At 36.8% G+C, this 13,926-nt stretch carries 10 protein-coding genes; 7 read left to right on the top strand and 3 right to left on the bottom strand.

All coding sequences use genetic code 11. The features are described 5' to 3' along the window. Nucleotides 1-68 precede the first annotated feature (68 nt). Entirely contained in the window at nt 69-221 is a 153-nt protein-coding gene (locus tag ACONDI_RS06295; RefSeq protein ID WP_241080620.1) for a DUF1540 domain-containing protein, read from the bottom strand. Nucleotides 222-453: 232 nt separating this feature from the next. Further along, nucleotides 454-1,206, bottom strand: coding sequence for a 3-oxoacyl-[acyl-carrier-protein] reductase (fabG, locus tag ACONDI_RS06290; protein ID WP_241080619.1), 753 nt, complete (start codon nt 1,204-1,206; stop codon nt 454-456). A 407-nt stretch (nt 1,207-1,613) separates the two neighbouring features. Here fabG and ACONDI_RS06285 point away from each other — a divergent pair, with 407 nt between their 5' ends. From ACONDI_RS06285 to ACONDI_RS06275, 3 genes are all read left to right on the top strand, one after another. Further along, nucleotides 1,614-4,733: a PD-(D/E)XK nuclease family protein gene (locus tag ACONDI_RS06285; RefSeq protein WP_241080618.1), complete on the top strand. Its 3,120-nt coding sequence runs from the start codon at nt 1,614-1,616 to the stop codon at nt 4,731-4,733. Next, the gene (locus tag ACONDI_RS06280; protein ID WP_241080617.1) at nt 4,726-6,729 is read left to right on the top strand and encodes a UvrD-helicase domain-containing protein; all 2,004 of its coding nucleotides are present in this window, start codon (nt 4,726-4,728) and stop codon (nt 6,727-6,729) included. The genes ACONDI_RS06285 and ACONDI_RS06280 overlap by 8 nt, the downstream gene beginning before the upstream one ends. 158 nt (nt 6,730-6,887) lie before the next feature. After that, nucleotides 6,888-8,363, top strand: a complete 1,476-nt coding sequence (locus ACONDI_RS06275) for a 3'-5' exonuclease (RefSeq protein ID WP_241080616.1) — start codon at nt 6,888-6,890, stop codon at nt 8,361-8,363. A 507-nt stretch (nt 8,364-8,870) separates the two neighbouring features. Here ACONDI_RS06275 and ACONDI_RS06270 read toward each other — a convergent pair. Continuing rightward, the gene (locus ACONDI_RS06270) at nt 8,871-9,785 is read right to left on the bottom strand and encodes a cobalamin-dependent protein (protein ID WP_241080615.1); all 915 of its coding nucleotides are present in this window, start codon (nt 9,783-9,785) and stop codon (nt 8,871-8,873) included. 208 nt (nt 9,786-9,993) lie between these two features. Here ACONDI_RS06270 and cofG point away from each other — a divergent pair, with 208 nt between their 5' ends. The 4 genes from cofG to ACONDI_RS06250 all read left to right on the top strand — a co-directional run bounded on the left by cofG (nt 9,994) and on the right by ACONDI_RS06250 (nt 13,874). Then, nucleotides 9,994-10,965, top strand: coding sequence for a 7,8-didemethyl-8-hydroxy-5-deazariboflavin synthase subunit CofG (cofG, locus tag ACONDI_RS06265; protein WP_241080614.1), 972 nt, complete (start codon nt 9,994-9,996; stop codon nt 10,963-10,965). Further along, nucleotides 10,937-12,043, top strand: coding sequence for a 7,8-didemethyl-8-hydroxy-5-deazariboflavin synthase subunit CofH (gene cofH, locus ACONDI_RS06260; RefSeq protein ID WP_241080613.1), 1,107 nt, complete (start codon nt 10,937-10,939; stop codon nt 12,041-12,043). Before cofG ends, cofH begins: the two co-directional genes overlap by 29 nt. A gap of 14 nt (nt 12,044-12,057) precedes the next feature. Beyond that, nucleotides 12,058-12,600: a DICT sensory domain-containing protein gene (locus ACONDI_RS06255; RefSeq protein ID WP_241080612.1), complete on the top strand. Its 543-nt coding sequence runs from the start codon at nt 12,058-12,060 to the stop codon at nt 12,598-12,600. Nucleotides 12,601-12,893: 293 nt separating this feature from the next. Then, a complete protein-coding gene (locus ACONDI_RS06250) occupies nt 12,894-13,874 on the top strand; it encodes a DUF1848 domain-containing protein (protein ID WP_241080611.1) in 981 nt (326 codons plus the stop codon). Nucleotides 13,875-13,926: the final 52 nt, after the last annotated feature.

The following is a 13,926-nucleotide window of genomic DNA, read 5'->3' as shown; positions in this document are numbered from 1 at the left end:
TTAATCCACTAAACAAAAAGTAAAAGCCAGGAGATTTACTCCTGGCTTGGCTTGTTTTAAAGAGGCTATTATCCTTCCGGTATAAAAGTTTCACATGCAGTTTCGTCAGTATTATTAACAACGTTGTTCGTAGTACTAGATTTAACTTCAATTTCGGGGGCTGCACACATTTGATACTCATTATAGTAGCATTCTTCTACCCTGCATCTAATCTGAGACATGATTAAGTACCTCCCTTAGGATGATTTATAGACTTATTTACTCGTAAAAGAAAAATTAATTACTCTTAGTTTTATTGTGAACAATAAATTAATAGAATATTTATTGTTTATTTGTTATTTCGTTGCTCATTCATCAATTACATGGTATGATTATACAGGAAAGAATAGTAAAAAACATCAATTCGGTGTTCATATATAAGAGGATGATAGGGAATGAATTAAAAAGTTTAACCTACATATACATACCACCATTAACATTTATCTCCTGACCTGTTATATAAGTTCCCTCTGTTACAAGAAAGCGAACCGTTTTAGCCACTTCCTCTTTTTCGGCAAACCTACCCATCGGTATTTTACTTACTAACTTTTCTTTAATATTTTCTGGAATTTTTTCTGTCATAGCAGTATTTACAAAACCTGGACAAACCGCATTAACTCTTATATTATACCTTGCCATTTCATGAGCCAAAGATTTTGTAAAACCAATTACACCTGCTTTTGCCGCTGAATAATTTACCTGACCAACAGCACCCATCTGACCTATAATCGAACTAATATTTACTATACTGCCTTCTTTTTGTTCTTTCATTATAGGTAAAACAGAATGAGTACTATTATAAATTCCATTTAAATTAGTATCTATAACTTTATTCCAATCATTTGCTTCCATTTTACTAAATATTTTGTCCTGAGTTATACCTGCATTATTAACTAATATATCTATTCTTCCAAATCTTGATTTTACTGTTTCTGCTAGTCTCAACATGTGTTCTTCGTCGGTCACATCACCTGGCAAACATGACACATAACCACCAAATTCTTTTACCTTTTCTACTAATTCTTCCGCTTTTTTTAAGTCCTTGTTATAATTTGCAATTACGATAGCACCTTCTTGAGCTAACTCTTCAGTAATAGAAGCGCCTATACCCTTTGAACCACCTGTTACAACAGCTACTTTATCATTTAAATAACCCTTATTGTACAATAATATCACACCTTTCTGTTATAAATTTTTATTTAAAAAAGTTATATTCAAATTTGGTTAATCTTAAATTATTCGTTAATTAAAATTTCTATGCCAGATAAAACATTCCTTCTTATTGGGGAGTTTTTATGAGAAATTCAAGTAACTTTTTCTATTACATACCATTTTTGTCACTAAATTCTTTTTTGGGGGGGCACCATTAATCGTTGTGGCCTGCATGACATGAAATGAAATTATGCAATCATTGGCAAGACAATCTTTTTTTCCATCTTTTCTTTGCTTCTAATGCTTTTTTAACAAACATGTTTTATATTAGAGGATTTTGTTAATATATAAAGAATTTATAGAACAATTATAATTTTTGGCATATATCGCTTATTTTACAAAGGAAAGGCAGGTTATTTCATTTGACAAGTCCCTTTAAAGAACTTAATGAAATTTGCAGGGATTATCTTTTTCACGAGAAGGTCCTGCTAGTGCCCTACCACGGGGAAGGAACTTCTTTTTTGAGGATGGCTGCCAAACAAGGCTACTCCCTCTTTAATATTAAGCATATGACCTTATTTGAGCTAGCAAAAAATTTGATACATACGAACGTTATCCATACTGATATAGAGCATAACGCAAATGATCCCGGAGAGAAAGAGATAATATCTGCCCAAAAGTCCCACCAGGTGATCTTTACTATTTTACAAAGGCTTCAGGAAGAAGAAGAGCTCAAATATTTTCACAGGCTAAAGCCCACTATAACAATAAGCAGCATGATTTATAACGCTATATATGAACTTAGGATGGCACAAATTGATATTAATAATATAAAGCTTGTCTCTTCTGCCAAAGAAAAAGACATAGCCAGAATATATCACGAATATTGTAAATTTCTAGAGGAAAATGATTGGCTAGATGAGCCATCTGTTTTTTCCCTGGCCAAAGAAAAGATAAATAATATTACAAATAACACCACGGCTAATATAACTCACCCGATTTATTTCATTAACACTGACTTTTATAATGACCTAACACATTTAGAGAAAGAACTTTTAAATACCCTACCAGAAGAAAACTTATACTTTTTATCAGATCCTTTAAAGCCAGGATCTTATGAAAAACATGGTGAGTATGGAGGGGGTTATCATATAAACCCCCGGAAAATAGACTTTTATTTATCTAACCGGCAAAAAAATTTAGATTACGATTTTTGCAAAGCCTACGGGGATACTGCAGAAATCAAATGGATCTTTTCCAAGATCAAAAAAGAAGAACTTTCTTTTGACAGGGTAACAGTACTATATACCTCCTCATCTCCCTATGTGGAACTTTTTTATCAATTCATGGATAACTACGACCTTCCCTGTACCTTTGGTGAGGGAATATCCATATATCACACAAGGCCCGGCAAGCTCTCCTATATGTTAATCGAATGGATCAGAAGTGATTTTCAGGTTTTAGAATTTGCCCGGATCATGAGTGAAAGTATCTTTGACCTGAAGCAAGATGAACTATCTAAAGAAGAGCTATCTCCACTAAAGGTGCGACGTATGCTAAGAGAAGCAGGAGTAGGCTGGTCCAAGGAGAGATATCTTGATATGTTAGAAGCAAAGATAAACTCCCTTAAAGAAAAGGACCAAGAATCAAAATATATTAAAAAGGAGCTTAAAAGCTACCAAGTCCTTTATAAATGGCTTGAAGGGTTGTTATCTTTACTGCCTGAATTTGAAGTAGATGATGATGGCTACACAAAAAAAATAAAGCTTTCAAAGCTCTCTCAAGGGCTAAAAGAAATTATAAAGAGCTATTCTAGGATATTCTCCCCGGCAGACAAAGAAGCCAGAGAAAAACTCTTAGAAGAACTAGAAGTTACCCAAAGCGTGGGTGATAACTACCTAGAACTCGGAGATGGCCTGGATTTAATCGAGGAAAATATCTCTAACGCAAGAGTAAATAAAGATAGCCCTAGACCCGGGCATATACACATAGACCACTACCTTAACGGGCGCTATAAACTAAGGGATCATCTATTCCTGATGGGCCTTGACGGAGACAGGTTCCCAGGCCAAAAGAGCGAAGACCCTGTACTACTAGACGAAGAGCGAAAGAACCTGTCGGATAAGTTACCCCTGCAAAAGCAAATAATAGATAAAAACCACCTGGAGATGAAGAGGCTATTGACACTGCAAAATCCTTTCACCAGTCTCAATATAAGTTATTCTTCATTTGATACTATAGAGCACAGGGAAAAATTTCCCTCTTCTCTAATCTTGAGTATATATAGAGAGGTCTTCGATGAGCCCTGGGCAGACTATAGCCGCCTGGAAGAATATTTGAACTCTAACAAAAGACAAGACCCTTCCCCCGGGGAGCTAAGCGAAATATTTGCCGCAAAGGACCTGTGGCTTTATCTATACAGGACAAGTCAAAGTATCAGTCAAAGAGCCAGTCAAAGTATTTGGGATCACTATCCCCACTGGCAAAGGGGAATCAAAGCAGAAGAAAATAGACTGTCTGAGGCTTTCACCCCTTATGATGGCAATATTATTAGTTCACAGGAAACCTTAGCCCCGGGAAACGATCTGAAAAGTAAGCTAGAAGGTAAGCAAGATAAAAACACAAAATCCGTTATCTCTCCTACGAGACTTGAGTTCTTAGCTAGCTGTCCCTTTGCTTATTTTTTACGCTATGTTCTAAGGATAGAACCTCCAGAAGATGTGGAGTACGATCCCACGGCTTGGCTGGATTCTTTAAGTCGGGGACAGCTTTTACACAGTATCTTTGAGGAGTTTTACAGGGAGATTATAGACAGGTCTGATCTCCCTGTAAAGGAAAAACATATAGATGAGGTTATTAAGATGGCAAAACAGTGGATCGAAAGCCAAAGAGAGGAGATCCCCCCTCCAAGCGAGCTAGTTTATTCCTATGAAAGATCGGAGCTACTTAATTCAGTTAAAGTCTTTTTACAAAGCGAATTAGATTACGCAGAAATCTCACGGCCGGTGCTATTGGAGTTTTATCTTGACCAAGTACCTCTAGTACTTCCCTCGGGCAAAAAGATCTATATCCAGGGCAAAATCGATCGGGTTGATGAAGATGCTGAAGGAAGATACCTTGCCTTAGATTACAAAACAGGCAGCACCTATAGCTACTCCGAGCAAAAATACTACCAGGGCGGCAGGCAGCTTCAGCACGCTCTCTACGCCCTGGCCCTTGAAGAGAAGCTAAAAGAATTGTACCCGGACAGGGAGATAGAAGTAAGGGGTGGGGGCTATATTTTCCCCACCGTCAAAGGAGAGGGCGACAGGTATATCCGCTACTACTGTCTTGAAGATAAGGAAGATTTTTTGGCTCTACTTGACAACCTCTTGGGCATTATGAACAAGGGGGACTTTGTCATGACAGACGATGAAAATGACTGTAAATTCTGTGACTATCCTCTGGTGTGTGAAAGAGGACGCTACAGTGAGGTACTGGCCTTGCTCCATGAAAGCGAGCCAGAACTTGAACTATTACGGCAGGTGAGAAATTATGAATAAAAAAATAACCCCGCCAGACCAAAATGTAAGGGAAAGAATTGAAAAAGAAGTTGACAGTAACTTCTTGGTAGAAGCAGGTGCAGGCTCAGGAAAGACAAGAAGCCTGGTACAGAGGATGACTTCACTAATAAGCTCTGGAAAGTACAGGGCAGGCGAGATAGCCGCCATCACCTTTACAAGAAAAGCAGCCGCCGAGCTAAGAGAAAGGTTTCAAAACGAGCTAGAAAAAGCATATACAAAAGCATGTAACAACTCTAAAACTGAGGACCAGGCAGATAGCAAAGAAAAAGCCGGAAGCAGGGAGCAATTTGACACCGAAGACCAGACAAAAACAGAATTAAAAGACCATCAACTATATCAAGTAGAAGCCAGGCTAAAAAGGGCCCTTGAGGAGCTAGACGAAGCCTTCATAGGGACAATTCATTCCTTTGCTTCAACTTTATTAAAAGAAAGGCCGGTTGAAACCGGGCTAGACCCTGACTTTGAAGAGATAGAAGAGCTTGAAGAAGAAGCTCTTGAGGACGAAATATTTGAAGAGTTCTTATTTCATGTGCGCCTTAACAATATAGAGCTTTTAGATAGTCTTGACCGCATAGGAATTAACCCCCAGAAGCTAAAAGACAGTTTTAAAGAGCTCTCTAGCTATCCCGATATAAACTTTTATTATGAAGAGCTAGAACCACCGGATCTTAATGCTGCCCTAGAAAAGCTAAATCCTTTGATCGAAGAAGCGGCCAAAAACATGCCAGAAAGAGAACCATCACAGGGCTATGACAAACTGCAACAGGCGATACTAAAGACTAGACGATACTTTAGCTACTTTGATATGAACACTGGGGTGAACATAGTAGCCCTACTTAGCCAGTTCGATAGAGTAAAGAAAAATAGTGACGTTACCCTTAACCGCTGGCAAGAGAAAGAAAAGGCAAAAGAGCTAAGGGACGAGGCCATCCACCTTCGGGAAAACATAATAGTACCTGTGCTAAATAAATGGAAAGAATACTGCCACTACCGGATTATGCAGTTTTTGATCCCTGCTGTGAAATATTACAGTGCCAAAAGAGAAGAATCTTCTTATCTAAATTTCAACGACCTGCTTTTAAGGGCCCGGGATATGTTAAGAGACTACCCGGAAGTTAGACGATATTTTCAAACGAGATACAGGGCCTTATTGATAGATGAGTTTCAAGACACTGACCCTTTGCAGTCAGAGCTCGTGTTTTATCTCACGGGCAAGGAAACAGAAGAAAAAGACTGGCAAAAGCTAACACCCTATCCGGGTTCATTATTTGTAGTGGGCGATCCCAAGCAGTCCATCTATCGCTTTCGTAGGGCTGATATAGATATCTATAATCTGGTAAAAGATCTATTAGAACAAAAAGGCGGGGAAGTCCTAGAACTTACCACTAACTTTCGCTCGGTTAATAGCCTTGGCAGCTGGTTTGACCCTGTTTTCAAAAAGCTACTGCCGCCAGAGTTTAATAAATACCAGGCAAAACATACTCCTCTCAAAACTGTTACTCCTGATCCTATCTCAGACTCTAATACAGATCCAGAAGGTGTAGACGCTAGGATGACTGGGGTTAGAAAACTTGAAGTACCGGCAGGTGCTACCAATCAGGAAAAAGTAGTGGAGGAAAACGCCCGCCAGATTGCAATGTCTATTAGAAAAATGCTGGACATGTGCCCATGGGGAGAAGAAAGCTATCAACCAGCAGATTTCATGATCATACTTAGGTACAGGGCTATGATGGACAAGTACGCAAGAGCCCTAGAAGACGAGGGAATACCTGTGGCCATGACAGGGGGAAGCTCCATGGGAGAAGTCCAGGAACTGCATGAGTTATATAAGCTTCTAGCTTTACTTAATGAGCCGGATAACCAGGTTTATCTGGCAGCAGTTTTACGGGGGCTTTTTTGCGGGATTGATGATAACACTCTTTATAGATTCAAGGAGGAAGGAGGAAGGCTAAGTATCTTCTACCCAGGAAACTAGAAGGGGGAGGCGAAATAAAAGGGCTTGATAGTCTTTTAGAATCCTTTGAGAGAATCAGGAAATATCACCAGTGGAAACTAAATTATTCACCAGCGGTATGTCTAGAAAAGATAATTGATGATCTTGGGCTCTATCCCCTGATGCTAACTGTAGAGGAGATGAAAGAGCCTAGGTGTGCTTATCTATACCAGGTGCTAGAGTACGCAAGACAACTTGAAAGCCAGGGGAAGACTGATTTTCCTTCCCTGGTGAAAAAGCTAAAAGAGCTTTTAGAAAAAAACCCGGAAGAAGAGCTAGATCTATTCTCCAGAAAGGAAAGCTCTGTCAGTTTATTAAATCTCCACAAGGCAAAAGGGCTTCAAGCAAGAGTGGTGTTTCTAGCTAATCCTGGCAAGAAAGTCGACCCAAAGAATTTTTTGAGTAAACATATCCAAAGACTAGAGGATAAACCAAGGGGGTACTTTAGCTTTTCTAGGCAAAGAAATTTTGGCCGCCAGGAGATAGCCTTCCCACCGAATTGGGAAGAGATTAAAGCTGAAGAGCTAAAATATCAACAAAGTGAAGAAACAAGACTCCTATACGTAGCAGCAACAAGGGCAGAGGAGCTATTAGTAATTAGTGACGTGGCAGAACCCAAGGTGAAAAAGAAAAACCCCTGGCATGACCTGATAGAAAACAGCGATGAGGATATTAAAGAACTAGAGATAGAGTCTTTGCCTGCAAAAGAAGAATTGGCCGGAACAAAGGATGAAGGGGAAAAAGATAAAAAAGAAGGTGAAATAGCTACCCGAGAGGTAGAAGCCGGCAGCGGGATAGGGTCAGGCGAAAAGGGTCAAACAGAAGATCTTACAAAGTTATATGCTAGCTTCAATTCAGATGACCTTACCAGACTAAAAGAAAACACCTACATGGTCAAGGCTCCTACTGATCTACAAAAGAAAAAAACAAAGGTTAGTTCTACCAGTGATGCTGGTTCACAAGATGAGCTAGAGGGAGCACTTCTTGGAAATATCATTCACAGGGCATTTGAAATTATCGTAAAAGATAAAGACAAATTTGGCGAAAAAAGAAAACATGAGCTTGTCAAGCGCCTTCTTAAAGAGCACCTGGGTGAAAACAGAGATACTACCCAGGAGAAAGAAACTATTAACAGTATGATAGATACTTTTTTATCTTCTGATCTATTTACACAAATTAATCACTCACCAGGCATTCAGACAGAAGTGCCATTTCACCTTCGCACAGAACCAGAGGAAAACCTGCATGATTATATCAGTCAAAACCTGGGTGATAAAGATAGTGAAAACATAGATGTTCCTATACTCTTTTCTGGAACCATGGACCTTGTGTATCAAAAATCAAGTTTATCTCATCAAAAGGATAAGTCATCAGAGGCTTCACACGGTAAAGCCCAGGCTGAAGAAGATAGGGGCAAATGGGTTATTGTTGATTATAAGACTGATAGGGTTGATGAAGTAGAATCAGGAGAAGAGCTATCGCAGCATGCAGAGGTTTATCTTCCACAGCTTCAAGTATATAAAGAAGTTTTTGAAATTATAACCGGTGAAAAGGTATGGGACTTTGGGGTATATTTTGCGAGAATAGGGGAATATGTGAGTATAGATGAAAGTTGAATAGGAAGAAATATATTTTACAGCATCGGGGACTAAATCTATAAAAGCCGGAGAGTGTCACACAGTTTTAAAAAGGCAAAGATGCTTATGCCGTACAACCAGGGGTTTATTCCCAAAACATTTACTCTAACTATCGATCCCAAAAATAAGTTAAAGGGTGTAGTGAATTTTCAGCCTTTTTAATAATTTTATTATGTAAGTAAATATTTTAATGGTTATTATCCGTTTTATAACTTTACTTATAATTTGAATAGGAGGCAAAAAATTACAGCATAAGTAAAAGAAATGAAATGGAATTTTAAACATGAAAACTGGAGAATAATAAGATAGAATTATAATAAGTGGATCTAAAATTGGAAGGAGGGAATAGTTATGCTTTGAAACTACAAAGTAGCAATACCACTGTTAGTGGTATTTGGCCTTTATTTGATTATTAGTAATTTAATAGGATGAATAGTCATAATGGGATTTTTCCAAGAATTATTAAGTTTGCAAGAAACTTTTACATCATTGGTTAATTAACTCATTAGCTACTTTTCGCACGTTTTTTAGACTGTCAGAATAACCATCGGCCCTAATTTTTTTCCACAGATTTTGTTTCTGGTTAAAAGCTTTTCCACCTACCAGTATTTTTACCCCCTGACTGTTTGGATTATTTCGAACAGCTTCTATCAAGTTTTTAGCAGTTTCTATATGGTTAAGCATTGTTACAGAGACAGCCAAAATTTCTGCCTTGTTATTTGCAATTGCATTAATAATATTTTCTGTTGGAGTATTTGGCCCCAAGTAATATGCATTCCAACCATCTAGCTCTAAAATATCTGTTATCATCCTAAGGCCCACATCATGTGATTCTCCGCTGGCAGAAACTGAAACCACAGTATAATTTTTAGTAGAATTCTTATTCATATAAGAAAAGAACCTAGACATGAGCTGTTTTGTTAGTTCTGTACAATAATGCTCTTCATCTACAGTTACTTCAGCCTTTTCCCAAAGATAACCAATTTTTTTGAGGGCAGGCTCAAAAACATACAAATAAATATCTTCAAGAGAAATCCCCTCTTTTATAGCTTCGTGTATTAAATTGATGGCTTTTTCTTTGTTGCATTCTAGTAATGCTTGCAAATAACTCTCCATTAAAGAAGAGTGGGGGTTATCCAGATTTAATTCATTAATCTTTTTTTCGTTTTCTTTTAGAAGTTCTAAACTATTTACAGCTATGTCTGTTCTTCCTAGCAAATAATCTAAAGAAACATTAAAATAATCTGCTATTTTGGTTAAATTCTCCTGGTTCGGAAATCTAAGATTTTTTTCATAATTGGCTATTGTCGTCTGGACCAAATTTAATTCCTTGGCTAATTCTTTTTGCATAATGTTATTACCCTTCCTTAGCTTTTTTAGTCTTGTGGCAAAATCAGCCAAAACTAATACCTCCAGTTTATCTTTCTTTTTTCGTTTATCTTTTATTTAATTATATCACATTTTGCATATTTTATCTAAACAAAATGAAATCTCACTCTTGAATTATTACAATACGTGATATACAATATAATCAAAGCACATAATGTAATCAATGCACACAATGTAATATCAAAACTTACTAAGTCCGTTTGATTGGGAGTTGATCCTAATGCCTGAGATCACTTTTTCAAAAAACGTTTTTTTGCCTTTGACTACTGCCTGCAGTGACACCTGTTATTACTGTAATTTTAAAGATGATATTAGAAAAGCAAATATTATGGATTTTAAAGAAGCTAAAAGAATTCTTCAAAAGGCAAAAAAAGCTGATTGCAAAGAAGTACTTATTACATTTGGTTCAAAACCTCATAGTGTTTATGGCTTTAAAGAAAAGCTAAGGCAAAAAACGGGATACGAAAGCATTTATGAGCTACTCCTTGATATTTGTAAAGAAGCTTTAAAGATTGGTCTGCTCCCTCACTCTAATCCAGGTTTGATAGATAAAGATACTCTTGGTGCAATTGCTAGATATAATGCCAGCATGGGACTTATGCTAGAAACAACGGCTGAGGTTTCTGCTCACAAATACTCTCCTACTAAGTCTCCACAAAAACGGCTAAAATTTATTGAAAACGCTGGCAAGTTAAAAATTCCTTTTACCACCGGGTTACTAATCGGGATTGGCGAAAGAGAAAAGGATAGAAGAGATAGTTTATTAGCCATCAAAAAGCTGCACATGAAATATGCACATATACAAGAAGTGATAATACAGCCTATAAAAAGTGAAAAGATGCCCCCGGTTAAATATGAAACAATAAAGCAGACGGTTCATATAGCACGACAAATACTGCCTGAAGAAATAAAGATCCAAGTTCCCCCAAACCTGGAGAAAATAAAGGATTTATTGGACTGTGGGGTTAGGGACCTTGGTGGAATATCACCTATAACCTACGACTATATTAACCCTGATTTTGCCTGGCCTGCTATAAAGTCGCTAGAAAAAGAGCTTGCTCCTAATAAGCTAAAAGAAAGATTAGCTGTTTATCCAAGATACATTAACCAAAAGTGGGTTTCTAGAGAAGTTTTGGAATGCATGGAAAGAGAGGGGTGGTTGGATGAAAAGTGCTGTTCAACCGGTAGTTGAAACCAAGGAGATTGAAGAGATTATTGAAAAAGCCATGGCAAAAGAAAGATTAAATATTGAAGAAGGAGCTAAACTTTTCAGGGCAAAAGACAAAAATTTCTACCGAGTAATAGAGGCGGCCGACCTTTTAAGACAAGAAAAAGCCGGGGACGATGTCACATATGTAGTTAATCGCAATATTAATTTGACCAATGTGTGTGTTAACAGCTGTAAATTTTGTGGATATAGCCGTTCAAGTAAAGATAAAGATGCTTATTTACTATCAATAGACGAAATAAAAAGACTTGTTATTAAATCCCTTTCCAAAGGGATAACTGAAGTTTGCCTTGTCAGCGGGCTTCATCCTAATTTCGATCTTGAATATTATATAAAAGTTATTGAGGAAATCAAAAGGACTGCACCAGGACTACATATTCACGGTATAACCCCGGAGGAGTTAAAGCATGGATTACGTAACAGTAGACTTACCTTTAGAGAAGGATACAAAATGCTAAAGGATGCGGGACTGGATTCAATCCCAGGAACAGCGGCAGAGATACTTGATGATAATATAAGGGACAAAATCTGCCCTGATAAAATTAGTGCCCGCGAATGGATAGAAGCCATCAAAGCCGCAGGTTGTGTTGGGTTAAAAGCTTCAGCCACAATTATGTACGGCCATATAGAAACAATTGAAGAACGAATCAAGCATTTAAAAATAATCAGAGATATACAGGATGAAAATAAAACTTTCACAGAATTCATCCCCCTCTCTTTTGTTTTTAAAAATACAAAATTATATAAGGAAGGGTTGGTAACAAGCCCTTCTAGTGGCAGAGAGGATATGTTGATGGTAGCAATAGCCAGGCTTTTTCTAGATAATATCAATAATATTCAAACCTCCTGGGTCAAATATGGGACTAAGTTTGCCCAGTTGACTTTAATGGCAGGCGCAAATGACCTGGGTGGTACTCTTTACAGCGAGAGCATAACAAGAGAGGCAGGTGGTACCAGCGGAGAATTTTTAACTCCCGTTCATATTGAAGGAATTATCAAGGATTTAGGGCGTACCCCAAGAGAACGAAAAACTATTTATTAAAGGAGGTAGCGACCATGAAAGAGGTTTCATTGTATGAAGAGATTTTTTCCAGGGTAGATGGAGAGGTAGAGAAGTTAGGAAAAGACGCAGGGGAAGAAAAGTTGAATTCTACCTCCCTAAAATATGAAACTAAAGTGCCGCAGTTAGAGAAAATGTGCTACATCATGGAACAAGTTTTATTAAAGAAAAAAACAGAAGCGGTAGTATATGCAGGATTTCAGAAAGTATCAAGAGCTAGGGATATATGGGACCGTTTTTTGACAATAGCTGATAATGTTGATAAGGTATATATCTTTGGAGAGAAGGATGATGAATTAAAAGAACACCCAAACATTGAATTTATTTACCTACCTCAAAACCACAAGTTAAAAAGAGAATGGTTTTTGGTAATTGATCAACCCCTTGCTAAATCTATGATGGTAGCCTATGATCTTGACGGATTTGGAACGCATGAGATAGAAAAAGAACGAAATTTCAAAGGAGCAAAATGCAATAATCCCGATGTGGTTAAACAAGCAAAAGAGCTTTTAGATGATGTTATAGCAAGTTGTAAGTGATAGTAAATATATAGAGCTCTCACTATAAGTGAGAGCTCTATATATTACAAAAAGAAAGATAATTTAGAACTAAATAAACAATAGCTAAAATACAATTAAATTTATTATTGAACGCACACAATCACTTCCTCTAACAGTCTTTATTTTGCCGCTTAAAATCAAAGTGATATACATATCATTTGTTAGTATATAAGTTTATAGGTTTTCTTATAGATATAAAGTAGATATAATGGATAAAAGAATTTAATTTGTTATCTAAATAGGAAAAATATAGGGTAGGTGTATTGGTTAGAATGAGTTCGAACAAGTGGAGTAGGGTAGAGATACAGACAAAAGAGGGGAAGGTGGAAGGTGTTGCCCCTGTAATAATTACAGCGAGTCGTTCTACAGATATCCCGGCATTTTATTCTGAGTGGTTTTTTAACAGGTTAGAGGAAGGATATATTAAATGGATAAATCCCTTCAATGGAAAACCTCAGTATGTATCCTTTGACAAATCTCGATTGATTGTATTTTGGACAAAAGATGCAGGTCCTATAATAAAACATCTAGATAGATTGCAGGAAAGAAATATCAATTATTATTTTACATTTACTTTAAATGATTATGAGAATGAAGGGTTTGAACCTGGACTAAGAAGCCTTAAGGAAAGAATTGAAACGTTTAAATTGCTTTCTAAAAAAATTGGCAAAGAAAATATAATTTGGAGATTTGATCCTTTAATTTTAACGGATAAAATTGATGTTGATCTTCTTTTGAACAAAATAAAAGAAGTTGGCGATGAACTAAATAGTTATACCGATAAGCTTGTGATAAGTTTTGTTGATATTACAAAATATAGGAAGGTTAGGAATAATTTTAGAGCTAATAATATTTTTTATGAAGAATTTGCAACTGAGAAGAAACATAAAATCGCAGAAGGGTTACAAAAAATTAATGAAGGCTGGAAATTAGAAATAGCAACTTGTTCTGAAGAAGTCGATTTAACAGAGTATGGGATTAAAAAAAATAAGTGTATTGACGATGAACTAATCATGAGAAATTTTGCCCAAGATAATGAGTTGCTTGACTTTTTGGGGAAGGGCTATCATAAGCTTAAAGATAAAGGACAAAGGAATATTTGTGGCTGCATAATAAGCAAAGACATCGGTCAATATGACACTTGTAAGCATCAATGTATTTATTGCTATGCTAACATTTCACCCAAAGTTGCTTTGGATAATTATAAAAAATACCTAAAGTCAAATAAAAATAATGAAGCTATTCTTTTTTAAGGTAATAGAAGTTCTAGATAATCGCTCTTCTATGGTACAATATAACAAATAA

Origin of the sequence: Natranaerofaba carboxydovora (genome assembly GCF_022539405.1) — a bacterium.
GTDB classification, from domain to species: domain Bacteria; phylum Bacillota; class Natranaerobiia; order Natranaerobiales; family Natranaerofabaceae; genus Natranaerofaba; species Natranaerofaba carboxydovora.
Note: the sequence above shows the minus strand (reverse complement) of the source record. Positions and strands in the feature narration are given on the sequence as shown.

Bases quoted from the DNA above. Each gene is read 5' to 3' on its own strand.
- ACONDI_RS06295 (WP_241080620.1), bottom strand. From the start codon at position 221: ATGTCTCAGATTAGATGCAGGGTAGAAGAATGCTACTATAATGAGTAT.
- ACONDI_RS06280 (WP_241080617.1), top strand. From the start codon at position 4,726: ATGAATAAAAAAATAACCCCGCCAGACCAAAATGTAAGGGAAAGAATT.
- ACONDI_RS06275 (WP_241080616.1), top strand. From the start codon at position 6,888: ATGAAAGAGCCTAGGTGTGCTTATCTATACCAGGTGCTAGAGTACGCA.
- cofG (WP_241080614.1), top strand. From the start codon at position 9,994: ATGCCTGAGATCACTTTTTCAAAAAACGTTTTTTTGCCTTTGACTACT.
- cofH (WP_241080613.1), top strand. From the start codon at position 10,937: ATGAAAAGTGCTGTTCAACCGGTAGTTGAAACCAAGGAGATTGAAGAG.
- ACONDI_RS06255 (WP_241080612.1), top strand. From the start codon at position 12,058: ATGAAAGAGGTTTCATTGTATGAAGAGATTTTTTCCAGGGTAGATGGA.
- ACONDI_RS06250 (WP_241080611.1), top strand. From the start codon at position 12,894: ATGAGTTCGAACAAGTGGAGTAGGGTAGAGATACAGACAAAAGAGGGG.